24 protein-coding genes and 1 other RNA gene are annotated in these 23,161 nt (G+C 58.2%); 23 read left to right on the plus strand and 2 right to left on the minus strand.

Annotated elements, in window-relative coordinates:
- Positions 1-31: 31 nt before the first annotated feature.
- From PV407_RS15865 to rnpB, 16 genes are all read left to right on the plus strand, one after another.
- Positions 32-1,000 carry a PhoH family protein gene (locus tag PV407_RS15865; RefSeq protein ID WP_332090905.1) on the plus strand — a complete coding sequence of 323 codons (969 nt, stop codon included), beginning with the start codon at positions 32-34 and terminating at the stop codon, positions 998-1,000.
- A 122-nt stretch (positions 1,001-1,122) separates the two neighbouring features.
- Positions 1,123-3,279 carry an HD family phosphohydrolase gene (locus PV407_RS15870; protein ID WP_332090906.1) on the plus strand — a complete coding sequence of 719 codons (2,157 nt, stop codon included), beginning with the start codon at positions 1,123-1,125 and terminating at the stop codon, positions 3,277-3,279.
- A 15-nt stretch (positions 3,280-3,294) separates the two neighbouring features.
- Positions 3,295-3,837 (plus strand): rRNA maturation RNase YbeY, encoded by a 543-nt coding sequence (gene ybeY / locus PV407_RS15875; RefSeq protein WP_332090907.1) that lies wholly within the window; start codon positions 3,295-3,297, stop codon positions 3,835-3,837.
- Positions 3,834-4,535, plus strand: a complete 702-nt coding sequence (locus tag PV407_RS15880) for a diacylglycerol kinase family protein (RefSeq protein ID WP_332090908.1) — start codon at positions 3,834-3,836, stop codon at positions 4,533-4,535. The genes ybeY and PV407_RS15880 overlap by 4 nt, the downstream gene beginning before the upstream one ends.
- 14 nt (positions 4,536-4,549) lie before the next feature.
- On the plus strand, positions 4,550-4,993 hold the full coding sequence (gene cdd / locus PV407_RS15885; protein WP_332090909.1) for a cytidine deaminase: 444 nt from the start codon (positions 4,550-4,552) through the stop codon (positions 4,991-4,993).
- An 11-nt stretch (positions 4,994-5,004) separates the two neighbouring features.
- Positions 5,005-5,898: a GTPase Era gene (gene era, locus PV407_RS15890; protein WP_332090910.1), complete on the plus strand. Its 894-nt coding sequence runs from the start codon at positions 5,005-5,007 to the stop codon at positions 5,896-5,898.
- A gap of 92 nt (positions 5,899-5,990) precedes the next feature.
- Positions 5,991-6,134 carry a YqzL family protein gene (locus PV407_RS15895; RefSeq protein WP_332090911.1) on the plus strand — a complete coding sequence of 48 codons (144 nt, stop codon included), beginning with the start codon at positions 5,991-5,993 and terminating at the stop codon, positions 6,132-6,134.
- Between the two features lie 57 nt (positions 6,135-6,191).
- A complete protein-coding gene (gene recO / locus PV407_RS15900) occupies positions 6,192-6,938 on the plus strand; it encodes a DNA repair protein RecO (protein WP_332090912.1) in 747 nt (248 codons plus the stop codon).
- A 20-nt stretch (positions 6,939-6,958) separates the two neighbouring features.
- Positions 6,959-7,771: a pyruvate, water dikinase regulatory protein gene (locus PV407_RS15905; RefSeq protein WP_332090913.1), complete on the plus strand. Its 813-nt coding sequence runs from the start codon at positions 6,959-6,961 to the stop codon at positions 7,769-7,771.
- A gap of 98 nt (positions 7,772-7,869) precedes the next feature.
- Positions 7,870-8,334: a YaiI/YqxD family protein gene (locus PV407_RS15910; RefSeq protein WP_332090938.1), complete on the plus strand. Its 465-nt coding sequence runs from the start codon at positions 7,870-7,872 to the stop codon at positions 8,332-8,334.
- Between the two features lie 37 nt (positions 8,335-8,371).
- On the plus strand, positions 8,372-10,210 hold the full coding sequence (gene dnaG / locus PV407_RS15915) for a DNA primase (protein WP_332090914.1): 1,839 nt from the start codon (positions 8,372-8,374) through the stop codon (positions 10,208-10,210).
- Positions 10,211-10,300: 90 nt separating this feature from the next.
- The gene (gene rpoD, locus PV407_RS15920) at positions 10,301-11,419 is read left to right on the plus strand and encodes an RNA polymerase sigma factor RpoD (protein WP_332090915.1); all 1,119 of its coding nucleotides are present in this window, start codon (positions 10,301-10,303) and stop codon (positions 11,417-11,419) included.
- A 125-nt stretch (positions 11,420-11,544) separates the two neighbouring features.
- Positions 11,545-12,369 carry a hypothetical protein gene (locus PV407_RS15925; RefSeq protein WP_332090916.1) on the plus strand — a complete coding sequence of 275 codons (825 nt, stop codon included), beginning with the start codon at positions 11,545-11,547 and terminating at the stop codon, positions 12,367-12,369.
- Position 12,370: 1 nt separating this feature from the next.
- The gene (locus PV407_RS15930) at positions 12,371-13,141 is read left to right on the plus strand and encodes a tRNA (adenine(22)-N(1))-methyltransferase (protein WP_332090917.1); all 771 of its coding nucleotides are present in this window, start codon (positions 12,371-12,373) and stop codon (positions 13,139-13,141) included.
- A complete protein-coding gene (locus PV407_RS15935; protein ID WP_332090918.1) occupies positions 13,108-14,223 on the plus strand; it encodes a Nif3-like dinuclear metal center hexameric protein in 1,116 nt (371 codons plus the stop codon). Before PV407_RS15930 ends, PV407_RS15935 begins: the two co-directional genes overlap by 34 nt.
- A gap of 100 nt (positions 14,224-14,323) precedes the next feature.
- An RNA gene (rnpB, locus tag PV407_RS15940) (RNase P RNA component class A) lies at positions 14,324-14,737 on the plus strand.
- A gap of 104 nt (positions 14,738-14,841) precedes the next feature.
- Here rnpB and PV407_RS15945 read toward each other — a convergent pair.
- On the minus strand, positions 14,842-16,677 hold the full coding sequence (locus PV407_RS15945) for a S8 family peptidase (RefSeq protein ID WP_332090919.1): 1,836 nt from the start codon (positions 16,675-16,677) through the stop codon (positions 14,842-14,844).
- 221 nt (positions 16,678-16,898) lie between these two features.
- Here PV407_RS15945 and PV407_RS15950 point away from each other — a divergent pair, with 221 nt between their 5' ends.
- From PV407_RS15950 to PV407_RS15960, 3 genes are all read left to right on the plus strand, one after another.
- Positions 16,899-17,399, plus strand: coding sequence for a YpuI family protein (locus PV407_RS15950; protein ID WP_332090920.1), 501 nt, complete (start codon positions 16,899-16,901; stop codon positions 17,397-17,399).
- A gap of 122 nt (positions 17,400-17,521) precedes the next feature.
- A complete protein-coding gene (locus PV407_RS15955; protein ID WP_332090921.1) occupies positions 17,522-17,746 on the plus strand; it encodes a DUF1540 domain-containing protein in 225 nt (74 codons plus the stop codon).
- A 30-nt stretch (positions 17,747-17,776) separates the two neighbouring features.
- Positions 17,777-18,409: a hypothetical protein gene (locus PV407_RS15960; RefSeq protein ID WP_332090922.1), complete on the plus strand. Its 633-nt coding sequence runs from the start codon at positions 17,777-17,779 to the stop codon at positions 18,407-18,409.
- A gap of 101 nt (positions 18,410-18,510) precedes the next feature.
- Here the strand turns inward: PV407_RS15960 and PV407_RS15965 are convergent, their stop codons facing one another.
- A complete protein-coding gene (locus tag PV407_RS15965; RefSeq protein WP_332090923.1) occupies positions 18,511-18,705 on the minus strand; it encodes a hypothetical protein in 195 nt (64 codons plus the stop codon).
- Between the two features lie 195 nt (positions 18,706-18,900).
- On the opposite strand from PV407_RS15965, the gene PV407_RS15970 reads away from it, so the two are divergent.
- The 4 genes from PV407_RS15970 to PV407_RS15985 all read left to right on the plus strand — a co-directional run bounded on the left by PV407_RS15970 (position 18,901) and on the right by PV407_RS15985 (position 22,943).
- Complete coding sequence (locus PV407_RS15970; protein ID WP_332090924.1) at positions 18,901-19,590, plus strand: lytic transglycosylase domain-containing protein; 690 nt, start codon at positions 18,901-18,903, stop codon at positions 19,588-19,590.
- A 210-nt stretch (positions 19,591-19,800) separates the two neighbouring features.
- Positions 19,801-20,946, plus strand: a complete 1,146-nt coding sequence (locus PV407_RS15975) for a cysteine desulfurase family protein (RefSeq protein WP_332090925.1) — start codon at positions 19,801-19,803, stop codon at positions 20,944-20,946.
- Positions 20,943-22,148 (plus strand): tRNA uracil 4-sulfurtransferase ThiI, encoded by a 1,206-nt coding sequence (gene thiI / locus PV407_RS15980; RefSeq protein WP_332090926.1) that lies wholly within the window; start codon positions 20,943-20,945, stop codon positions 22,146-22,148. The genes PV407_RS15975 and thiI overlap by 4 nt, the downstream gene beginning before the upstream one ends.
- Before the next feature lie 123 nt (positions 22,149-22,271).
- A complete protein-coding gene (locus PV407_RS15985) occupies positions 22,272-22,943 on the plus strand; it encodes a TerC family protein (RefSeq protein WP_332090927.1) in 672 nt (223 codons plus the stop codon).
- Positions 22,944-23,161 lie beyond the last annotated feature (218 nt).

A 23,161-nucleotide genomic window follows, 5' to 3' on the forward strand; every position in this document is an offset into this window, starting at 1 on the left:
AACTACTTTCGACAAAGGGACTGAGGCTTTTTTGAATGATGCGAACGTGTTGAAAATCAGTTTGAACAACGTGTCGGAAGGACTTTCGCTGTTCGGACCGCAGGACAAATTCATGCATTTGATCGAGAGCGCGACGCCCGCGAAAATGTATACGCGCGAAGCGGAGCTGACGGTTCAAGGTCCGCCCGCGGAGCTGCGGTGGCTGGAGCAATTGTTCGACGTGCTGCTGCAGCTCGTGCGGGCGCAATATCCGCTGTCGGAACGGGACGTTCTGTTCGCGATCGAGCTGGCCAAGGAAGGGAAGGCCGACCAACTGCTCGATCTGTTCAAGGGCGAAATCGCCTCGACGTACCGCGGCAAACCGATTCGCGTCAAAACGATCGGACAGCGGCATTACGTATCGACGATCCGCAAAAAAGACATCGTATTCGGCATCGGCCCCGCCGGTACGGGCAAAACGTATTTGGCAGTCGTGCTGGCCGTGACGGCGCTGAAGGAAGGCAAAGTGAAGCGAATCGTATTGACGCGGCCGGCGGTGGAGGCGGGAGAAAGCCTCGGCTTCCTGCCCGGCGACCTCCAGGAAAAAGTTGACCCTTATTTGCGGCCGTTGTATGATGCACTTAACGACGTGCTGGGGCCGGAGCAGGTCGCCAAGTCGCTCGAGCGCGGCTTGATCGAGATCGCTCCGCTCGCGTATATGCGCGGCCGGACGCTCGACGATTCGTTCATCATATTGGACGAAGCGCAAAACACGACGCCGGAGCAGATGAAAATGTTTTTGACCCGTCTCGGCTTCGGCTCGAAAATGGTCATCACGGGGGACAAAACGCAAATCGACCTTCCGCGGGGCACCCGTTCGGGGCTCGTCGAGGCGGAGCGCATCGTGGGGGGAATTCCCGAGATCGGCATCGTCCATTTCGCCGAACAGGATGTCGTCAGGCATTCGCTCGTACAGAAGATCATCGTGGCGTACGAGCAAGATTATGAAACCAAGGGCTGATCGACGTATCGTCCGGAGGAAAGTGAGGACTGAACGTGGCTCAAAACCAGCGGATTTCCAACGACGGAAAACATTCGAACCGGCTGGGCGGCTGGAAAACCAGCCTTGGGATCCGTCTCTTGTTGTTCGCGTTGCTCGGAATCGTATTTTATTTCGCCATGGCGGGACGGCTGATCCCGCAAACGTACGATATTGTGGTCGGGGCGCCCAGCGAGAAGACGATTTACGCCACGAAGCAGATCGAGAACGCGATCGGCACGCAAAAAGCGAAGGAAGAAGCGGCTAGGCGGGTAGAGCCCGTCTATTCCATTTTGTCGATGAAAAACGAAGCGCTGGTACAGGCGATCTTCGAGAAGCTGAGGCAGATCAACGCCGACGACCAGCTCGGCACGAACGATAAAGTCAACGTGTTCCGAAACGTATTTCCGACGATGTTCAGCGATCACGCCCAAATGCTGTACAATACGATCCGCTCCGACGATCCCGGCAACGACGGGCTGCTGAACGAAGTGAAGACCGCCCTGGCCGAGCAGCAGTACCGTATTCCGGAAGAGGTATATTTCAAATTTCCGCGGCTGACGAAGGAAGACCTGGACGCGATGGAGCCGGTCGCCATCGAGATCGTCGGCCGGTTGATGAACGACCAGCTGCTCAGCGCGCAGTCGGCCCGGACAAGGGTCGCCGAGCTCGTCAACACGTCGCCGCTCACGAAAACATTGTCGCGCGAAACGGTTCAGGAAATTGCCAGATACGTCATTACGCCGAACAAGTTTTTGAACCAGAAGGCGACGGACGAAGAGCGGGCGGAAGCGAGAGACAACACGAAGCCCGTCTACATCAACAAAGGCGACGTGCTCGTCTACAAGGGCGAGACGGTGACCGAGGAAACGTACGAACGGCTGAAGGCGATGGATTTGCTGAAGGAGAAGACGAACTATTGGCCGCAGCTCGGCCTGACGCTTCTCAGCGGCTTGCTCGTGCTCGGCTTGTTCATGTTCGTGCGTCAAAGCGAGCTGCCGATCCGTTCCCACAACGTACAGCTGCTCATGCTCGCCCTTATTTACGTGCTGAACGTGTTCGCGATGAAAATCGTCGCCCTCGGGCAAAATTTGGCGTATTCGACGATCGGGTACTTGGCCCCCGTCGCCATGGGGACGATGCTGATCGCCATTTTGATCGGCATTCCGCTCGCCTTCGTATCGTCGATCGTATTCGCGCTTTTATCCAGCGTCATCTTCAACGCGAACAGCGAAGCGTTGTTCGATTTCCGATTCGGGTTTCTTGCCCTCGTCGTCTGCATCACCTCGGTGTTCGCGGTGCAGAGGGCGAATCAGCGATCGTCGATTTTGAAATCGGGCATTATGGTGTCGCTTTCGGGAGCCGTCGCCATATTAAGCTTGACGTTTCTCGACAACATCTATGCGCGCGACGAATTATTGCTTTCGTTCGGCTTCGCGGTCGCCTCCGGGCTGCTTACCGCAGTGCTCGTCATCGGTCTCATGCCGTTTTTCGAAGTGTCGTTCGGCATATTGTCGCCGCTCAAGCTCGTCGAGCTGTCGAATCCGAACCATCCGCTGCTGCGCAAGCTGCTGACGGAAACGCCGGGGACATACCATCACAGCGTCATGGTCGGCAATTTGTCGGAGGCCGCCGCCGAATCGGTCGGCGCGAACGGGCTGCTGTGCCGCGTCGGCTCGTACTATCACGATATCGGCAAAACGAAGCGGCCGAGCTACTTTATCGAAAACCAGATGAACATGGGCAATCCGCACGATCATATCGATCCGGATTTGAGCAAGTCGATCATCGTCGCCCACGCCCGCGACGGCGTCGAAATGTTGAAGGAATACAACATTCCGAAGCCGATTCGCGACATCGCCGAGCAGCACCACGGGACGACGCTGCTGAAGTTTTTTTACTTGAAGGCGAAAAAGCTGCAGGCGGAAGGGGAAGAGCCGGTCCGCGAGGAGGACTTCCGGTACCCGGGGCCGAAGGCGCAGTCGAAGGAAGCGGCCATCGTCGGCATCGCCGACAGCGTCGAGGCCGCGGTGCGGTCGCTGCGCAACCCGTCGATCGAGCAAATCGACACGATGGTGCGCAAAATCATTAAAGACCGGCTCGACGACGGCCAGCTCGGCGAATGCGACCTGACGCTGAAGGAGCTGGAGACGATCGCCAAGACGCTCAACGAGACGCTGCTCGGCATTTTTCATTCGCGCATCGAATATCCGGCCGAAACTCCGGCGAAGAGCGAAAGCAAGGAAGTTAAACAAGCGTAAGGGGACGGTTGCTGGATGGCGGTTAGTCTGGAATGGGTGAACGAACAACACGATATGGAGATCGGCGAGCCGTTGATCGCCATGCTGGAAAAGCTGCTGGCGATCGCCGCCGAAGCGGAAGGGGTCGAAAACGGCGAAGTCGCGCTAAGCTTCGTGGACGACGAAGCGATCCGGGCGCTGAACCGCGACTATCGCAATATCGACAAGGCGACGGACGTGCTGTCGTTTTCGATGGTCGAAACCGTCCCGGGCGAGCCGGATATCCGGTTCGACGACGACGCCGACGAGGAAGGGGAAGGCGATGAGGCGGACGAGCTTGCGGAAGACGGCGACGACGGGGAGACGTTTCCCGAGCCGCTCGGCGACATCGTCATTTCCGTCCGCCGGGCGATCGAGCAAGCAAGCGAGTACGGCCATTCGATCGAACGGGAGCTCGGCTTCCTGTTCGTGCACGGCTTCCTGCATCTGATCGGCTACGACCATCAGGACGAGGAAGCGGAGCGCGTCATGTTCGGCAAGCAGGAAGCGGTGCTCGCCAAGGCGGGACTGTCCCGGTGAGAGACGTCAAAAAATTTCGCCGCAGCTTCCGGTACGCTTACGAAGGGCTGAAGCATTCGCTGTCGACGCAGCAAAACATGCAGTTTCACTTTTTGGTCGCGTTCATCGTGCTCATAGCGGCGATCGTGTTCGAGCTGCCGAAGGCGGAAATTTTGTTCGTTTTGCTCTCGGTTACGCTCGTCATCGTCTGCGAGCTGATCAATACCGCCGTCGAAAAAGCGGTCGATCTGGCGATGCCGGAGCGGCATCCGCTGGCCAAAATCGCCAAAGACGTAGCAGCGGCCGCCGTTCTCGTATCGGCGGTTTTTGCCGCTATTGTCGGCATGGTCGTCTTCTACGAGCCGATCGACCGGCTTGTCCGGCAAGCCGGCACCGCGGAAAGCATGCTGACGCCGGGGCTTATCTGGACGCTCGTGGCGCTCGTGGCGCTCACCGTCGTCGTCGTGCAGACGCGCTTTTCCGAGCGGCGCATTCCGCTGCGGCCGAGCCTGCTGACCGCCGTGTCGTTCGCGATCTCGACGTGGATCGCGCTGCTGACCGGCAAGACGCTGATCGCGCTGCTCGGCTACAGCTTGTCGATCCAGCTGACGTTCGTCCTGTACGACAAGCGGAGCAGGCAGCTACCGGCTCTAGCCGCCGGAGCGATCATCGGATCGATCATGACGCTGTTAGCTTATTATTTAATTGAAATACTATGAAGGGGGCGACAAGGGTGAGCGCAAACGACCGTCAAGCGGCCGATTTGATCCGCCATGCGCTGGCGGCGAGGGAAAAAGCCTACGCTCCGTATTCGCGCTTCCGCGTAGGCAGCGCCCTGCTGGACGCGCAAGGAAACGTGCATCTCGGCTGCAATGTGGAAAATGCGGCGTACGGTCCGACCAACTGCGCCGAACGGACGGCGCTGTTTCGCGCCATCGCGGACGGCGTGCCGCCGGGAAGCTTCGCGGCGATCGCCGTCGTCGGCGACACGGATAGCCCGATCACGCCGTGCGGCGTTTGCCGGCAAGTGCTGCTCGAGCTATGCCCGCCCGACATGCCCGTCTATATGGCGAATATGAAAGGGGACGTCGCGATCGCGACCGTTTCCGAGCTGCTGCCCGGCGGGTTCGGCCCGGACCAGCTGACGCAGCCTCACCCGGCCCACGATCAGAACTAACGGAGGATGTCATGACCAACCATAAATCGGGCTTCGTCGCCATCGTCGGGCGTCCGAACGTCGGAAAATCGACGCTGCTCAACCACGTCATCGGCCAAAAGATCGCCATCATGTCGGACAAGCCGCAGACGACGCGCAACAAAATACACGGCGTCTATACGACGGAGCACATGCAAATCGTCTTTCTCGACACGCCGGGCATTCATAAGCCGAAGTCGAAGCTCGGAAGCTACATGATGAAGGTGGCCGAAAACACGTTTCACGAGGTCGAAGCGATCTTGTTTCTCGTGGACGTCGCCCAAGGGATCGGCGGAGGCGACCGCTACATTATCGAACGGCTCAAAGACGTGAAGACCCCGGTCCTGCTCGTGCTCAACAAAATCGATCAGGTGCATCCGGAGGCGCTGCTTCCGGTCATCGTCGCCTACAAGGATTTGTACGACTTCGCCGAAATCGTGCCGATTTCCGCGCTGCACGGCAGCAACGTCGGCACGCTGCTCGAGCAAATCGGCAAATATTTGCCGGAGGGCCCGCAATATTATCCGGCCGATCAAGTGACGGACCATCCGGAGCAGTTTATTTGCGCCGAGCTGATCCGCGAAAAAATATTGCACATGACGCGCGAAGAAATTCCGCATTCGATCGCGGTCGCCATCGAGCAGATGAAAGCCGAAGAGAACGGAGTCGTCACGATCGGCGCCGTCATTTACGTCGAACGCGATTCGCAGAAAGGCATCGTCATCGGCAAGCACGGGGCGATGCTGAAAGAAATCGGCCGGCTGGCGCGGCGCGACATCGAAGCGCTGCTCGGCTCGAAAATTTTTTTGGAGCTATGGGTGAAGGTAAACAAAGATTGGCGCAACCGCGAGCATGTGCTCAAAGACCTCGGCTTCCGCCACGACTGACGCCATTTTTTACATGGGATAGCCCGCGCCGCCTTCGCTCATCCTAGGGAATATCAATCGATAATCGTTCCTCAGGCGAAAGGATGATCCGCATGCGCGACTTTTCTTGGAAGGTTTTTACGATGACCGGAGACGTGGAATCGTACCTGCTTTATAAAGAAATGGATCATCAGGCGGGCGCGGAACCCGAGGAGGAAGAACAGCCGGCGGCGGACGACGCGGACATAACGATTTGAGCGGACCGCATTCCGCCTTGCGGGCGGACGGTGCGTCACGGGAAGAAGGCGTTTCGAATGATCGTTCGGGTCGAAGGCATCGTATTGCGCACGATCGATTACGGGGAAGGCAACAAAATTTTGACCGTGTTTTCCAAGGAAGCCGGCAAACTAAGCATCATGGCCCGCGGCGCGAAGAAGCTCAAAAGCCGCCATTCGGCGATTGCCCAGCCGTTCACGTACGGCGAATTTATTTGCTACAAGACGGGATCGATGGGCACGCTGAACAACGGGGACATTTGGAACGCGTACAACCGTCTGAAGGAAGACATCCACAAGACGGCGTACGCTTCCTACTTGATGGAAATGACGGACCGGATGCTCGGGGAAAACGAACGCAACGCTCCGCTCTTCGACCAGCTGAAGGCGGCGCTCGACGCGCTCGACGAAGACAAGGATCCGCAAATCGTCACGAACATCTATGAAATGAAAATGCTTCGGATCGCGGGCTATATGCCCGAGCTGGACAGCTGCGTCTCGTGCGGCGCGACGGACGGCGCCATGTCGCTCAGCGTGTCGATGGGTGGAACCGTTTGCGCCCGGTGCCGGACGCAGGATCCGGGAGCGATCGCAATTTCGGACGGGACGCTCAAGCTGCTCCGTCTGTTTTTGCATATGGACATACGGCGGCTCGGCAAGACGGAAGTGAAGGATGCGACGAAAAAACAGTTGAAGCTGTGCATCCGCCAGTTTTTGGACGCGCACGTCGACGTCAAATGGAAGTCGCGAAATTTCATCGACCAGATGGACAAATACGGCATATAATCCGCGGATGGAGGGCGCCTATGAGCAAAATGATTCCGAAGCCGATCGTCTACGTCGTTTCGGACTCGGCCGGCGATACGGCGGAGTCCGTCTTGAAGGCGGCGGCGATTCAATTTCATCCCAATATCGTCGACATACGCCGCGCCCCGTACGTCAGCGGAACGGAAGGCATCGACCGGATCGTCGGCGAGGCGGCGGGAGCGCAGGCGATCGTCCTGTTTACGCTTGTCGTGCCCGAGCTGCGCGATTATTTGATCGCCCAGACGCGCAAGCGAAAAGTCATTTCGATCGATTTGCTCGGACCGATCATTTCGACGCTGGAAAAAGCGTTCAATCGCGAGCCGCTGCACCAGCCCGGACTTATTCATCAATTGGACGAACAATATTTCAAAAAAGTCGAAGCCGTCGAATTCGCCGTCAAATACGACGACGGGCGGGACCCGACGGGCGTACTGCTGGCCGACATCGTGCTCGTCGGGGTGTCGCGCACGTCGAAGACGCCGCTGTCGATGTATTTGGCGCATCGCATGTTCAAAGTCGCCAACGTTCCGCTCGTGCCGGAGCTGCAGCCGCCGGATCAGCTGTTCACCGTGTCGCCGGACAAGGTGATCGGGCTCGTCATCGATCCCGAGAAGCTGAACATGATCCGGAAGGAGCGGCTCAAAAATTTGGGGCTCGCGGACAGCGCCCTGTACGCGCAAATGGAGCGAATCCACAAGGAGCTGGACCACGCCCGCGCCGTCATGGCCCGCGTCGGCTGCAAGGTGATCAACGTATCCAACAAAGCGGTCGAAGAAACGGCCGGCATCATCATGGGCTTGTTCCGGCGGTAATCGCTTGCTTTTGCAAATTGAAACCGGAAAGCAGGATTTTTTGTTTTTTCATCGTATATAATATAACGGTAACAAATGACAGGAAATTGGTGGTAATCATCGGGTTCAAAATTATCGTCGACGCGGACGCCTGTCCGGTCAAAGCGGAAATTGCGGATGCCGCGGCACGATTCGGCGTCCCCGTTGTCATGGTCGCGTCCTTCGACCACCGGCTGGACATGAAAGGCGACGGAATCACGGTCGTCCAGGTGGACCGGTCGGATCAAGCGGTCGACTTGTACATCGCCAACCGCCTTGCGGCAGGGGACGTGCTCGTGACGCAAGATTTCGGATTGGCGACGATCGGCTTGGCGAAGAAAGCGATCGCGATTTCGAACCGCGGGCAGCTGTACACCGACCGGACGATCGATTTTTTGCTCGAAAACAGGCACGAGCGCGCCAAACAGCGCAGGGGAGGCAAGCATAGCAAAGGGCCGAAGCCGTTTACCGATTCGGATCGTCGGTCGTTTCTACAATGTTTGACAAAAGTTTTAACCGGTTTGCAGGAAAATGGGCCGAATTAGCGAATAGTATTACTGTACTTGACAAAGGGTGATTAGGATGAGTAGCGGACCGATTCCGGAGCACGTCATCGAGGCAGTCCTAAAGCACCACGACATCGTGGAAGTGATCGGCAAATACGTCCATTTGTCCAAAGCCGGCCGCAACTGGAAAGGGCTCTGCCCGTTCCATTCGGAGAAATCGCCTTCGTTCAACGTCAATCCCGAGAAGCAAATATTCAAATGCTTCGGCTGCGGCGTAGGCGGGCACGTCATCCGGTTCATTCAGGAGATCGAAGGGTATTCGTTCGCCGAGGCGGTGCGTCATTTGGCCGAAGAAGCGAACGTGCCGTACGTCTGGGAGCGGCAAACGCCCGAGCAGGCGGAACGGCAGCTGGAGAAGGAACAGATCGTCAAAGGGCACGAGTTCGCCTCCAAGCTGTATCACCACATTTTGCGGAATTCGGCGGAAGGAAAGCCGGCGCTCGACTATTTGCGCGACAGAGGGTTCACCAACTCGCTGATCGAAACGTTCCGGATCGGCTTCGCTCCGAACCGGTGGGACGTTCTCGTCCAGTATTTGGAGCAGCGCGGGTTCCCGATGCCTCTTATGGAGAAAGGGGCGCTCATCGGTGCCAAATCGGGAGGAGGCTACGTCGACAAGTTCCGCAACCGGATCATGTTTCCGATCTCGGACAGCCGGGGGAACGTCATCGCGTTCGCCGGGCGTACGTTGGGGGGCGAGCAGCCGAAATATTTGAACAGCCCGGAAACCGGGTTGTTTCGCAAAAGCAGGCTGCTGTACAACTATCACGCGGCCCGGGCCGAAATCAAGCGTCTCAATCAAGCCGTCGTGTTCGAAGGCTACGCGGACGTCATCAAAGCGTGGTCGGCGGGCGTCCATAACGGGGTGGCGACGATGGGAACGGCGCTGACCGAGGAGCACGCCCTGCTGCTGAGAAGATCGGCGGAGCGTGTCGTCGTTTGCTACGACGGCGACGACGCGGGACAGTCGGCCGCGTACAAAAGTTTGCAGGTGCTCGAGAAGGCGGGTCTCGACATTAAAATCGCGGTGCTGCCGAACCGGCTCGATCCGGACGAATATATCGATTCGTTCGGTCCGGAGCGGTTTCGTACAGACATAATCGAAGGGGCGGTGCCGCCCGAGAAGTTCAAGCTGCTGCATTTAAGACGCAATTTCAACATGCAGGACAACGAAGCGAAGCTGCGCTACGTGCGAACCGCGATCCGCGAAGTGATCGCGAACATCGATTCCCCGACCGGACGGGAGCATTATTTGAAGGAGCTCGCCTCCGAATTCAGCGCCATCTCGTCGTTCGAATCGATGAAACAGGAAACGAACGAGATTCGCCTGCAGCTTCAAAAAAAGCGCTCCAATGGGGATAATAACGATTTTTCGTGGAATACTGTAAGGAATGACGGAGCCGAATACGCTCCGCTGCCGAAGCTGAAACCGGCCTACGACAAGGCCGAACGCCATTTGCTCTATATTATGATGCATGACCGGGACATATCGGCCCTCGTCCAGGAACGGCTGGGGGACGCTTTTAACGATGAAGCTCACGCAGCGTTGGCTGCTTATTTATATGCCTACTACGCGCAAGGAAGCGAGCCGGATGCGAGCAAATATATGGCCTCGCTTCAAGATGACGCGCTGGAACGTCTCGCCAGCTCGATTTTGATGACGGAGTCGGAGCAAGGCGTGAACGAGCAGGTCATCGAAGACTACTTGAGGCAAATCGAGAAGCATCGGCAGCAGCAGGCGATCGAGCGGTTGGTGGAAGAACGGATCGAGAAGGAAAAAGCCGGCGATTTCATCGGCGCCGCGCGCATCGAGCTGGAAATACTCGCCCTAAACGGCAAGTTGCAAAAGAGATAATAGCCCTAAACATGAGCGGGAAGCGGTGCAATCGTTCGCTGGAAACAGACGGAGCCGCCTGATTATTTTTAGGGAGGAGGGAGCTTGGATATGGCGAACGATCAACATACCGAATTGGAGACGGAACTGACGCTGGAGCAGGTCAAAGACCAATTGATCGAGCTTGGGAAAAAGCGGTCTTCTTTGACGTATAAAGACATTATGGAGAAACTGGCTCCGTTCGATCAAGATCCCGAGCAGATGGACGAATTTTTCGAGCAGCTGTCCGAACTCGGCATCGATGTGGGCAATTCTTCGGAAGAAGACGATATGACGATGGGCCAGGACGACGAGCACGACGAGTTTCACCTGGACGACGATTTGTCGCTGCCGCCCGGCATCAAAATTAACGACCCGGTTCGGATGTATTTGAAGGAAATCGGCCGCGTTCCGCTGCTGTCGGCCGACGACGAAATCGATTTGGCCAAACGGATCGAGAAAGGCGACGAGGAAGCGAAACGGCGCCTCGCCGAAGCGAACCTCCGCCTTGTCGTCAGCATCGCCAAACGGTACGTCGGACGCGGCATGCTCTTTCTCGATTTGATTCAGGAAGGCAACATGGGGCTTATCAAGGCTGTCGAAAAGTTCGACTTTACGAAAGGGTTCAAATTCAGCACGTACGCCACTTGGTGGATTCGCCAGGCAATTACGCGCGCGATCGCCGATCAGGCGCGCACGATCCGGATTCCCGTTCATATGGTCGAAACGATCAACAAGCTGATCCGCGTCTCGCGTCAGCTGCTGCAGGAGCTCGGACGCGAGCCGATGCCGGAAGAAATCGCCAAAGAGATGGATTTGAGCACGGAAAAAGTGCGGGAAATTATGAAAATCGCTCAGGAGCCGGTATCGCTCGAAACGCCGATCGGGGAAGAGGACGATTCGCATCTCGGCGATTTCATCGAGGATCAGGAAGCGCTCGCCCCGGCCGACGCGGCCGCCTACGAGCTCCTGAAGGAACAGCTCGAGGACGTGCTCGATACGCTGACGGAGCGGGAAGAAAACGTGCTCCGTCTCCGGTTCGGACTAGACGACGGACGGACGAGGACGCTGGAGGAAGTGGGCAAAGTGTTCGGCGTCACGCGCGAACGCATCCGCCAAATCGAGGCGAAGGCGCTCCGCAAGCTGCGGCATCCGAGCCGAAGCAAGCGGCTCAAAGATTTTCTCGAATAATCGTCACAACCCGCGGAGACCTTTCTGTATCGAAAGCTACAGCAAGGTCTTCCTGAATTTATCCCCGTTAAGCGGAGCCGGCAGACCGACGGCTTGTCCGTTTTCGTTGGAGGTCATTTTCCTGAATGGAACAGGAGAAACGCAAGATCATTATATACGAAATCGAGCATTGGCGCAGAAGCAAGCTGCTTCCCGAGCATTACTGCGACTTTTTGCTGAATTTGTACGACGCGGCTTCGACCGAGCGGGACGGCCGCGTTTCGGGATTATCCAAGAGCGCGATCGCGGGCAGCGATTGGAAATCGTGGCTGATCGGCTGCGTCTTTGCCGCCGTCATCGCGTTTGTCGTTTTTCATTTTAACTCTTTTCGATTGCCATTGCAAATTATGTCAGTGGTGGCTATTGTTGGGCTTTGCTACGGCGTCGGGTTTTGGTATTCGCGCAGGACGCCTTTTATCGGCTACGGTCTCGTCGGAGCGGGATCGGTCGCGCTTCTCGGCGCCGGGTTTTATTTGCTGCGGGCGAACGGCCTGGACGAACCGCCGCTTTTGCTCGCGTACGTCGCCTTCTGCAGCTTCGTCTGGATCTTCGTCGGGCTTGCGGCGCGCATGGGTTTGTTTCATTATTGCGGCTGGTGCGGCCTCATGCTCGTCTATGCGTATTTGCTGCACGAGCGGACTCGGCTCGACTGGATCGGCGCGGAGCTGAGCTGGCTGCCGCTGTGCGTCATCTTCGCATGGCTCGGCTGGCTGCTGCATCGGGCCAGCAAGCAGGTCGGCGCGGTGCTGCTGCTCGTCGGCTTTACGCTGTGGTGGATGCCCGAGCTGTACGGAATGTATGCGGGCGTAACGGACGGCTTGCTGCTGCAGCTGCTTTTTTTGGGCAAGCTTGCGGTAGCCGGTTCCGTCTTGTTCGGGCTGCGAAAAAAATGGAGCGAGTGGGTTTTCTAATATGATCAAATTGTCGAAACGATTGCTTGCGATCGCCGATTGCGTTCCCGACGGGGCGCGGCTGGCGGATATCGGATCGGATCACGCGCTGCTGCCGGCGTACCTTGCCGAGCGGGGGCGCGTTTCGTTCGCGGTCGCCGGGGAAATCAACGCGGGTCCGCTCGAAGCGGCGAGCAAGCAGGTAAAAGAAGCGGGGCTCGGCCGCATCGTGGCCGTCCGGCAGGGCGACGGGCTCGCCGTCGTTTCCGCGGGAGAGGTCGACGTCGTCGCGATAGCCGGCATGGGCGGCGCGCTGATCGCCTCCATCCTGGAGGAAGGAAAGGCAAAGCTGGCTTCGGCGCGCAAGCTCGTCCTGCAGCCGAACGTGGCCGAGGATCAGGTGAGACGCTGGCTGGCCGCGAACGATTGGGTGCTCGAGAACGAGACGATCGTCGAAGAGGACGGGAAATTTTACGAGGTGCTGTGCGCGGGCCGCCAGGCGGACCCGTATGCCGCCAATCGGGAGCTGTACCGGCCGAAGCGGGTCGGCGATTGCGCGCTGCTCGAATCGGAGGAGCTGATCCGGTTCGGTCCGATTTTGCTGGAGCGGGCGGAAGACGCGTTTCGCCGCAAATGGGAGTCGGAAATCGCCAAATTGGACAAAATCGTCCGGGGCATGTCGCGCGGCGGCACGGAAGCCGCCGAAAAACGGCGGCAGGAGCTTCTGGCGGAACGGAATCGGATCGAGGAGGTATTGGGATGTTTGCAAAAGGGGAAGCCGTCATCCAATTGATAGAACAATTGGCGCCGAAGCATATGGCCGTCGAAGGCGATAAAATCGGCCTGCAGCTCGGCTCGCTGCGCAAAGAAATCCGTACGGCGCTCGTCGCGCTGGACGTTACGGAGGAGGTCGTGCAGGAAGCGGTCACGCTGGGGGCGGAGCTGATTATCGCGCATCATGCGATCATTTATCGGCCGCTCGCGCATCTGCAAACCGATTCGCCGGCCGGGCGGCTTTACGAGAAGCTGATCAAAAACGACATCGCCGTCTATATTTCCCATACGAATCTGGATGTCGCGGAAGGCGGCGTGAACGACATGATGGCCGAGGCGCTCGGGCTTGCGGTGACGGGCCACCTGGAAGACATTCATACCGACCGGCTGAAAAAGCTCGTCGTATTCGTGCCCGATACGCACGCGCAGCAGGTGCGCGACGCGATGTTCGCCGCCGGCGCCGGCTCGATCGGCAATTACGGCAGCTGCAGCTTCAACATACCGGGAACCGGCACGTTTTTGCCGCGGGAAGGAACCGATCCGTTTATCGGCAAGCCGGGCAGGCTGGAGCACGTTTCGGAGGTGCGCATCGAAACGGTCGTTCCGCAAAGCGCGGAGAAAAAAGTCGTTCAGGCGATGCTGAAGGCGCATCCGTACGAGGAAGTCGCATACGATTTGTATCCGATGGAATTGAAAGGCCGGACGTTCGGTCTGGGCCGGGTCGGGAAGCTGCCGAGCCCGCTGCGGTTGAACGAATTCGCGGAGCATGTCAAACGCTCGCTTGACGTGCCGTTCGTGCGGGTCGTCGGCGATCCGGCCAAGCCGATCGGTAAAGTGGCCGTGCTCGGAGGCTCGGGAAGCCGCTACGTGCGGCATGCGTTATTCGCGGGAGCGGATGCGCTCGTCACCGGGGATATCGACTATCATACGGCGCACGACGCGCTGGCGGCCGGCCTTTCGATCGTCGATCCGGGCCACAACGCGGAAAAAATAATGAAGGCCGGAGTGGCCCGGTGGCTTCAGCAGCGGCTTGTCGAGCAAAAAAGCGATACGCGCGTCGTCGCCTCCGCGGTCGATACCGAGACGTTCAGAATCGTTTGAGCGCGGGAACGGCCGTTTTGTTCGCAAATTTCTCCACCGCTGACAAACATCGATGGTTGCGGCGATCGGCCGAGTCCGTTATACTAGATAACAGTTTCGGAAAGTTTGACAGACAATCGCCGGTGCGCATGCGCACGGGAGGAAAGTCCGGGCTCCGCAGGGCAGGGTGCTGGATAACGTCCAGTCAGCGCAAGTTGAAGGATAGTGCCACAGAAACGGACCGCCGATGGCGCCGCAAGGCGAACAGGCAAGGGTGGAACCGTGGTGTAAGAGACCACGAGGGGATAGGGTGACTTATTCCCTGGTAAACCCCACTCGGAGCAAGACCGAAGAGAACGCGGCGGACGGCTATGCCGATTCCGCAGCCCTTGCCCGGGGTGCGTTCGGGTTGGTCGCTAAAGTCCGGCAGCAATGTCGGACGTAGATAGATGATTGTCGCTTCAATGGTGGGAGGGTTGTGGTGCCCGTTACGACCACCGGAAGTACAGAACCCGGCTTACGGCAAGCTTTCCGGTATGCCACATTTTCATAAGCAATAATCGATCTAACGGACGAGGCGGCCCTGATGGGCCGCCTTTTCGGTTTGCCGTTTGTTTGTTTGCGAGCAATCCAGCCCGGTTATCGGCCCTTGTACTTAAGCGCCAGCCGGTCGACTTCCCGCTCGAACCATTGCGGCCACAGCGTAAGCGACTCGCGCGATTGCGCGGCTTGGGACAGCGCGCTGACGACATCGATTTGGCCGTAGCCGAAATATTTGTCTTTGCCCTTATCGCCCAAGTCGACGGCGGTTTTTCGCATGATGTCCATCACTTCCGTATTTTTCAGCAGCGGGTTGACCGAGCGGATGAGCGCCGCCAGCGCCGTCACATGCGGGCTCGCCATCGACGTGCCGGACAGCGCCGCGTAGTGGTTGTCCGGATACGTGCTTGCGATGTTGACGCCCGGCGCGGCGACATCGATATAATCGCCGTAGTTCGAGAACGACGCTTTTTCTTTGTTCGAATCGGTCGCGGCGACCGCAAACACTTCGGGATAGGCGGCCGGGTAGCCGGGACGCTCCGTATTGTCGTTGCCGCTCGCCGCGATCAGCACGACGTCGCGCTCGTAAGCGTAGCGGATCGCATCGTGCAAAAATTGCGATTCCGCATAGTTGCCCAGACTCATATTGATGACCTTCGCGCCGTTGTCCGTCGCCCATATAATGCCCTGCGCGACCGAATACGTGCTGCCCGCGCCGGTTTCGTCCAGCACCTTGACCGGCATGATTTTGTTGTACCACGAAATGCCGGCAACGCCTTCCCCGTTATTGACGAGCGCGGAGATGACGCCGGCGACGTGGGTGCCGTGCCCGACGTCGTCGAGCGGTCCCGCGTCTTTGTTGACGATGTTGGCGCCGGCCGTCGTCTTTCCTCTCAGATCGGGGTGGCCCGTATCGACGCCGGTGTCGACGACGGCGACGACGACGTCCTCGCTGCCCCGGTTGACGTCCCAACCCGGTATCGTTTCGATGGCCGGCAAATTCCATTGATATTTCGCGTAAAGCCTGTCGTTCGGCTCGGCCGCCTCGTTCGTCATATACAAAAAGTGCGGTTCGGCGTATTCGACGTCCAGCTGTTTGAAATAGGTCATCAGCTGCTTCGCTTCGAGCTTCGTCGATTCGAATACGTACGTTTGCCCGGACCGCTCCGCCTTCGTCGCTTCGATGTCGGAGCGAATGCGAGCCAGCTCGCTTTCGGACGGCGGCTTGCGGAATTTGACCACGATCTGGTTGACGTGATAATGGCTCGTTCCTTGATTATGCTCGGGATGATCGACCTTTACGTCCTCGAGCGTATTCGAATCGACCGATTCGATTTTCCAACGCTTGTCGCTCGGATAAGGAACGAGGCGCAAATTTTTGCGCTGGTCGATCGCCACCTTGTGCAGCAAATCTTGATGGATGACGGCGACGAGCGACTGCCGTCCGTCGTCCGACAGCTCGCCGATGACGACGTACTGCTGCTCGCCTTCGCCGATTTTTTTCGATTGGTACGGCTGGCCCGCCCGAACGGCCCCGCGCGCTTCGTCCAGAAGGGCGGCGACCGATTCCTTCATCGGTTCGGGAAGCTGCCCGGACGTCACCCGCTCGTCTCCGCCCGTCCGGCCGCTCCATTCCAAATAGTCCATATGGTCGTGCTCTTTCCGCAATTCGTCGAGCGCGGACTTGACATGGCCGGCCGTTCCGATGTTTAATTGATGAAGTGCATGCCTCAAATCGAGCGAGCATTGCGAACGGCACAGCTGTTCCGTCATGCGCACGTCGGTTTCGAGCATCGCCTGTTTGATCGACATTTCTTCGGCCGGCGGCGGATTCGGGTTGGACGTACCGTTCGGCGTCTTCGTTCGGAAGAACGACGTAAAGACGAACAAGGCGCAAACGGCTATCAAGCCGGCGGATGCGATTTTTTTCCACATGAGAGTCGGTCTCCTTGTCTTCCCGTTATAGGTTGCAGCGCGCGATTCCGTATTAGTTAAGGTTCGAAATCGCAAGCACATTTATTCATGGGCGGAAGACGGCGAATCGGGAGCGTCCGGCTTACTTTTCCATGCGAATTATGTTACGATGAAAGAAACAAGGATAGCGAAAACGGGTTCCTTCGCGAACCGTTCCGACATACCAAGGAGGGTTAACCGAAATGACAACGGGCCAAGTAAAAAATTTATGCGAAACGACCCGGACGAAATTAAAAGAAGCGATTGCGAAAATGGAACTGTTTCTGAATCATTACAGCTTGCCGCAATTGCTCACGGAGAACGATCCGGCCATGGAGGAATTTTACCGCGGGTATTTGTCCGATATGCGGCATTTGCTCGTATTTTGCGAAGTGTCCTACGAGAAGCTGGGCGGCAGCTTGCGCCGGCCGAACTTTAATGAAGAATACGCCGAACGTACGTTGTACGACGTTTACCATAACTGCGTGAACGGGTTTTATTACCCGCAGAACGAATGCTACTCCGAGGACGGCCGTTACGCCTATACCGGGCAGGACGCGATCCGCTTCCGCAAAAAACCGAGCCGCGAGGCGCGCAACCTGACGATCGAGCTGTCGAAAATTTTCGAGGAGCTGCGCGAAGATTTGACTTATTACGAAACGGATTATATGACCCAGCGCCGCATGCAGGGCGAACGGGTATAACGGAATACGAAAGCGAAACGATACGGTGCAGCCGTATCTTTTTTTTTGCGCCAAAGGAGGAGGTTGTTGGCGGGGATATGCCCGCGGGGGATCGGGCATATTGTGAGTGGAGGTGAAAAGCGATGGCAAAGCCACTCGTGAAATGCAGCGTTTCGAACTGTACGTTTTGGGGCGATAACAACACCTGCCATGCCGATGCGATCATGATCGATATCGACAACCACGCCAATGCTTCCTATGACGAGGAATTTGCTGGAGAAAGCTTCGATTCGGACCATCAAGATCGTGCGCGAACCTCCTCTTCCACCTGCTGTCATACGTTCAAACCGAAATCGAAGCAATCATAACCGCAAGCTTATAAGGGAGGTTAGACAGCCTTGAGCGAAAACCGTTTTGACGAATACGAGAAAGAAGGATTCGGCGCCGACATCGGGAACGGCTTCGGGGCAAAGGCCGGCGAAGCCGCCCCGAACGAAGGCGCGAAAGGACTGAATGAAGAATTCGGCGGTGAAGTCGCTCCGGCGGCTCCGCTTGCGACGGAGCAAACGAGCCGTCCGACCGAGCCCGCGAAAGAGCCGAACGAGGAATTCGGCGCTGAAGTCGCTCCTGCGGATCTGCCCGCTCCTGCGGCGACGGATCGTACGCCGAACCGTTCGACCGAGCCCGCGAAAGGATGGAATGAGGAATTCGGAGCCGATGCTGCACCGGCGGCTCCGCTCGTGACGGACCGTACGCCGAACCGTCCGAGCGCCGAAGCCGAGCCCGAGAAGACCGAAGGCTTAAACGGCGAAGGCGGCGATACGCGTACCGGCGGACAAACGATGGGCTGGATCGGACTCGTGCTGGCGATCGCCTCGATGTTCATTTATCCGGCGCTGCTCGGTACGGCGGCCGTCGTGCTCGGCATTATCGCGTACATGCAGGGCAGCCGGGCGCTCGGAACCTGGTCGGCCGTAATCGGCGGCATCGCCTTGATCGCATATTTCGTGCTCGTCCCGTATTATACGTAGTCGCGCGAACCGGCGCCTTTCCGAACGCGGAAAGGCGCTTTGACGTTTTCGGAACCGAGCAAGACCGCGTCCGGCGTTCAGCCCCGCCTCAAGCTCGCGAGCTATTTGTCCGACGATTTGGCGTTCGTTCGGCCGAACAGCTGAATGACGGCAATAACGCCCGTATCGACAAGCGCGGCGAGCAAAGCGAGCATAAACCAGCTGGCGTTGCCCAAAGCGTAATACAGCAGGGCGTGCGCTGCCGCCAAAACGACAAACGCCCAAACGAGGTTGATCCGGTTTATCCATGCGATCATCGGCGATTCACCCTTTCCAGTCGTTTACTGTCGGTTACGGACCATTATGCTCCAAAATGCCGGCGGGTATTCGCATAGCGCCGCCCCTGCTCGGCGCCGATATCGCGAATTCCGGCAAATGCCGAAGGGCGGACTGTTCGTCCGGGGCAAAACGGTGTACAATATACAATGAATCATGTGGGAGCGAGGTTCGCGATGAGCATAGATCCGAGACTTATGTCGCAATTGCTCCGGCTGCGGTTTCAGTCCGGCGATCCTTTGTCGCCGCGCGGCGGCGGCGAGGATGCCGGCGATTTTTCCGCATTGCTGGAAACGCTTTTGGCCGGCGGGAATGCCGGTTCCGGCGCGAAAACGGCGTCCGCGATCGCAGCGGTCGGAGCCGGGGGAAGCGGCCTTCCGCCGCCGGTTTATGGGGCGAACGGCGTGCTGCACGGCTTGCAGCGTACGGGCCGGAGTACGCCGAAAACGCAAACCGGCCCGTACGATCCGCTCGTCGAGCAAGCGTCCGAGCGGCACGGCGTCGAACCGGAGCTGATCAAGGCGGTCATTCATTCCGAATCGTCGTTCGACCGCACCGCCGTCTCGTCCGCCGGCGCGAAAGGGCTGATGCAGCTTATGGATCGGACGAGCGCCGATCTCGGCGTTTCCGATCCGTTCGACGCGGCGCAAAATATCGAAGGCGGCACGCGTTATTTGGCCGGCTTGCTGCGCAAATACGGAGGCAGCGAAGCGGTCGCGTTGGCGGCGTATAATGCCGGCCCGGGCCGCATCGATCGGCTCGGCATCCGCAGCGACGCCGATCTGCGGGAGAAGCTGCATCTTCTTCCCGTCGAGACGCAGCAATACATTCGCAACGTTTTGGAGCGCAAACGGCTGTACCAATAACACGGACGAACCGCAGGTTTTGCCTGTCGGCGACACATTCCGTTACGGGAATCGTTCGCCTGCGACATACGATCAATGCCGCACGGAGCGGCGTTGATCGTTCTTTTGCTTAACTACCGAAATATTTCGGAACATTCGGGTTCTCGCAACTTCAACGGGAACGGCTTGCTGCACCCGTTCGTTGCGGGGAACCAGAGGGAGTGCCCGTTCATGCTTTATTTCGACCATGCCGCGACAACGCCGCCGTACGATTCCGTCATAGACGCGGTAGGCGAGGTGATGGGCCGGCATTTCGGCAACCCGTCCTCCATTCACCGGCTCGGCATCGACGCCGAGCGGCTGACGGCGAAAGCGCGCGACGTCGTCGCGGGCTTGCTTCGGACGTCCGCGGACGAGATCGCCTTTACGTCGGGCGGGACGGAAAGCAACAATTTGGCCATTCTCGGCACAGCCCGGGAATATGCTTCCCGCGGCAAACATGTAATAACGACGGAGATCGAGCACGCTTCCGTTTACGAGTGCTTCCGGTATTTGGAGCGAAGCGGCTTCGAGGTGACGTACGTAAAGCCCGATCGCTCCGGCATCGTTCGCGCGGACGACGTATTGGCCGCCGTCCGTGACGATACGATTTTGGTCAGCGTCATGCACGTGAACAACGAAATCGGCACGATCCAGCCGATCGGGCGAATCGGGCGGGCGCTTCGCGACAAGCGGCGCGTCTTGTTTCACGTCGATGCGGTGCAAAGCGTAGGCAAGCTTCCGGTCTATCCCGGCGAACTCGGCATCGACCTGCTTTCCGCTTCCGGGCACAAAATTCGCGGCCCGAAAGGAATCGGCCTGCTCTATAAACGGAAAGGCGTCTCTTTGGAGCCGATATTGCTGGGAGGCGGCCAGGAAAGCGGACTTCGGTCCGGCACGGAAAACGTCCCCGCCATCGTCGGGCTGGCCAAAGCGTTCCGGCTGACGATGGAAAACCGCGAACAATCGGCGGCACGCATGGCGGGGCTGCGCAAACGGCTGCTCGCGCGGCTCGAAAACGTGCCGGGTCTCGTCTTTAACGGCTCCGCCGCAGACAGCGACATGGCGCCGCATATCGTGAACGTGTCGGCGCCCGGCATCAAATCGGAAGTGATCGTTCATGCGCTGGAGGAATCCGGCATATACATTTCGACGAAATCGGCTTGTTCGTCGGGCGAAGACCGGCCCAGCCGCGTCCTGCTCGCAATGGGAGCCGATCGGCAAACGGCGTCGAGCGGAATTCGCTTCAGCTTGTCGGCGGAGCATACGCCGGAGCAAATCGACAAGCTGGCGGAGGCCGTCGAAGCCGCGATGGAAAAGCTAAGGAGGTTCCGGTGAAAACAGACGTCATTTTGCTTCGCTTCGGCGAAATCATGCTTAAAGGAAGAAACCGGGCCCGGTTCGAAAACCAGATCGTGCAGCAAATCAAGCGGGTGCTGAAGCCGCTGCCGAAAGCGGAGCTGTTGAAGGAATCGCACGGCCGCATGTATATCGAGCTGAACGGGGAACGTTATGAAGAAGCGGAGAAGGCGCTCGGCAAAGTGTTCGGCCTGCTGTCGTTCTCGCCGGCCGTCAAGGCGCCGCCCGAGCTGGCCGCGCTCCAGGAAGCGGCTCTCGCCGAAATGAACCGGCTGCCCGTCAAGCCGAAAACGTTCAAGGTGAGCGTCCGCCGCGTCAACAAGCAGTTTCCGTACGATACGTACGAGATGCATCGGCTGCTAGGCGGACACATTTTGCAGCATATCGAAGGCTTGGAGGTCGACGTGAACGATCCGGAGGTCGAGCTGAACGTCGAAATCCGCAACCGGGAGTCGTTCGTCTACTCCCAGCGGGCGCCCGGTCCGGGAGGATTTCCGCTCGGCAGCAACGGCAAGGCGATGCTCATGCTGTCCGGCGGAATCGACAGCCCCGTCGCCGGCTACCTCGCCATGAAACGGGGATTGCGCGTCGAAGCGGTTCATTTTCACAGCTATCCGTATACGAGCGAGCGCGCGAAGCAGAAGGTGATCGATTTGACCCGGACGCTCGCCGATTATGCAGGTTCGATCCATCTTCATCTCGTGCCGTTTACGGACATTCAGACGAAGCTGAAGGAATCGTGCCGCGAAAACTTGATCATAACGCTGATGCGCCGGGCGATGTTCCGCATTACGGAGCGTCTTGCGGAGCGGCGGGATGCGATGGCGATCGTTACCGGGGAAAGCTTGGGCCAGGTGGCGAGCCAGACGCTCGCCAATATGAACGTGATCGGTCGCGCCGCCCAGCTGCCCGTCATCCGGCCGCTCGTGACGATGGATAAGCTGGAAATCATGCCGATCGCCGAGACGATCGGCACGTTTCCGATCTCGATACTGCCGTACGAGGACTGCTGCACGCTGTTCGTTCCGAAATCGCCGTCGACGAACCCGAGCCTGAAAGTCGTCGAACGGCAGGAGCAGTGGATGGAATGGCTGCCCGAGGCGATCGAGGAAGCGGTGCGGAATACGGAGCTGATGCTCGTGAAGCCCGAGCAGACGACGGACGAGGACCGGTTGTTTTAATCCGCACCGTCAGCGGGTTCGAGCCTTTAGCCCCGCAGTCCCGTATCTCATTACAAGATCCGATACTTGGCGGGGCCGGAGGGATCGCCCCGTACATAGAAGCGTTCAGGCAGGAGGATTCGTATGCTGGATTGGTTTTTACTGTTTTTGCAAATCATGCTGATCAATATCGTGCTCAGCGGCGACAATGCGGTCGTCATCGCTCTCGCCAGCAAAAACTTGCCGGTGCATCAAAGGAAGCAGGCAATTTGGTGGGGCGCGTTCGGCGCCATCGGGTTACGGCTCGTCATGACCGTCGTGGCCGTTTATTTGTTAACCGTGCCGTACATTCAGGCGGCCGGTTCGCTGCTTCTGCTCTGGATCGCGATCAAGCTGCTGGGAGACGACGACAGCCATGCGAATATTAAGGAAGCGTCCTCGCTCGGCAAGGCGATCTGGACGATCATCGTCGCCGACTTCATCATGAGTCTCGACAACGTGCTGGCGATCGCCGCCAAGGCGCAAGGCAATATCCCGGTCATCATTCTCGGGATCGGCCTCAGCATCCCGATCATTATTTGGGGCAGCACGCTCGTTATGAACTTGCTGCACAAATTCCCGATACTCGTGTACGTCGGTGCCGGCATTCTCGGATATACGGCGGGCGAAATGTTCGTCAGCGACGAGAAAATGCAGGATTACGTGCTGCATCATAACGGGACGGCGCATTGGGTCATTCCGGTCATTACGACGATCGTCGTCATCGCCGCCGGATTTATTTGGAAGAAGTCGCATTCGAGCGCAAGGCCGGCGTGACCGATTCCAAGGCTCGCGCGGGCGAGGACCAAAAAACGAATACGGAAACGCGAAAACCGACCTCCGGGCTGCCGGAGGCCGGTTTTTTTATATGTTAAAGGCGCGGGTTGCTGATCTTCGAAAAAATATCCAACGAAAAATAACAAATATCGAAAAAATATTTATTTACATGGAACGTTGACGGTCGTATAATGGACGCAAGGGAGGCGTCAGGAACA

It is taken from the genome of Paenibacillus sp. GYB003 (assembly GCF_036577625.1).
Lineage (GTDB): Bacteria > Bacillota > Bacilli > Paenibacillales > NBRC-103111 > Paenibacillus_AB.

What these genes read in the sequence shown, in the direction of transcription:
- PV407_RS15985 (WP_332090927.1), top strand. Translation starts at nt 22,272, where the DNA reads ATGCTGGATTGGTTTTTACTGTTTTTGCAAATCATGCTGATCAATATC.
- ybeY (WP_332090907.1), top strand. Translation starts at nt 3,295, where the DNA reads ATGGCGGTTAGTCTGGAATGGGTGAACGAACAACACGATATGGAGATC.
- PV407_RS15975 (WP_332090925.1), top strand. Translation starts at nt 19,801, where the DNA reads ATGCTTTATTTCGACCATGCCGCGACAACGCCGCCGTACGATTCCGTC.
- PV407_RS15925 (WP_332090916.1), top strand. Translation starts at nt 11,545, where the DNA reads ATGGAACAGGAGAAACGCAAGATCATTATATACGAAATCGAGCATTGG.
- dnaG (WP_332090914.1), top strand. Translation starts at nt 8,372, where the DNA reads ATGAGTAGCGGACCGATTCCGGAGCACGTCATCGAGGCAGTCCTAAAG.
- PV407_RS15930 (WP_332090917.1), top strand. Translation starts at nt 12,371, where the DNA reads ATGATCAAATTGTCGAAACGATTGCTTGCGATCGCCGATTGCGTTCCC.
- PV407_RS15895 (WP_332090911.1), top strand. Translation starts at nt 5,991, where the DNA reads ATGCGCGACTTTTCTTGGAAGGTTTTTACGATGACCGGAGACGTGGAA.
- PV407_RS15970 (WP_332090924.1), top strand. Translation starts at nt 18,901, where the DNA reads ATGAGCATAGATCCGAGACTTATGTCGCAATTGCTCCGGCTGCGGTTT.
- PV407_RS15905 (WP_332090913.1), top strand. Translation starts at nt 6,959, where the DNA reads ATGAGCAAAATGATTCCGAAGCCGATCGTCTACGTCGTTTCGGACTCG.
- PV407_RS15965 (WP_332090923.1), bottom strand. Translation starts at nt 18,705, where the DNA reads ATGATCGCATGGATAAACCGGATCAACCTCGTTTGGGCGTTTGTCGTT.
- rpoD (WP_332090915.1), top strand. Translation starts at nt 10,301, where the DNA reads ATGGCGAACGATCAACATACCGAATTGGAGACGGAACTGACGCTGGAG.
- PV407_RS15955 (WP_332090921.1), top strand. Translation starts at nt 17,522, where the DNA reads ATGGCAAAGCCACTCGTGAAATGCAGCGTTTCGAACTGTACGTTTTGG.
- PV407_RS15950 (WP_332090920.1), top strand. Translation starts at nt 16,899, where the DNA reads ATGACAACGGGCCAAGTAAAAAATTTATGCGAAACGACCCGGACGAAA.
- recO (WP_332090912.1), top strand. Translation starts at nt 6,192, where the DNA reads ATGATCGTTCGGGTCGAAGGCATCGTATTGCGCACGATCGATTACGGG.
- PV407_RS15945 (WP_332090919.1), bottom strand. Translation starts at nt 16,677, where the DNA reads ATGTGGAAAAAAATCGCATCCGCCGGCTTGATAGCCGTTTGCGCCTTG.
- era (WP_332090910.1), top strand. Translation starts at nt 5,005, where the DNA reads ATGACCAACCATAAATCGGGCTTCGTCGCCATCGTCGGGCGTCCGAAC.
- PV407_RS15935 (WP_332090918.1), top strand. Translation starts at nt 13,108, where the DNA reads ATGTTTGCAAAAGGGGAAGCCGTCATCCAATTGATAGAACAATTGGCG.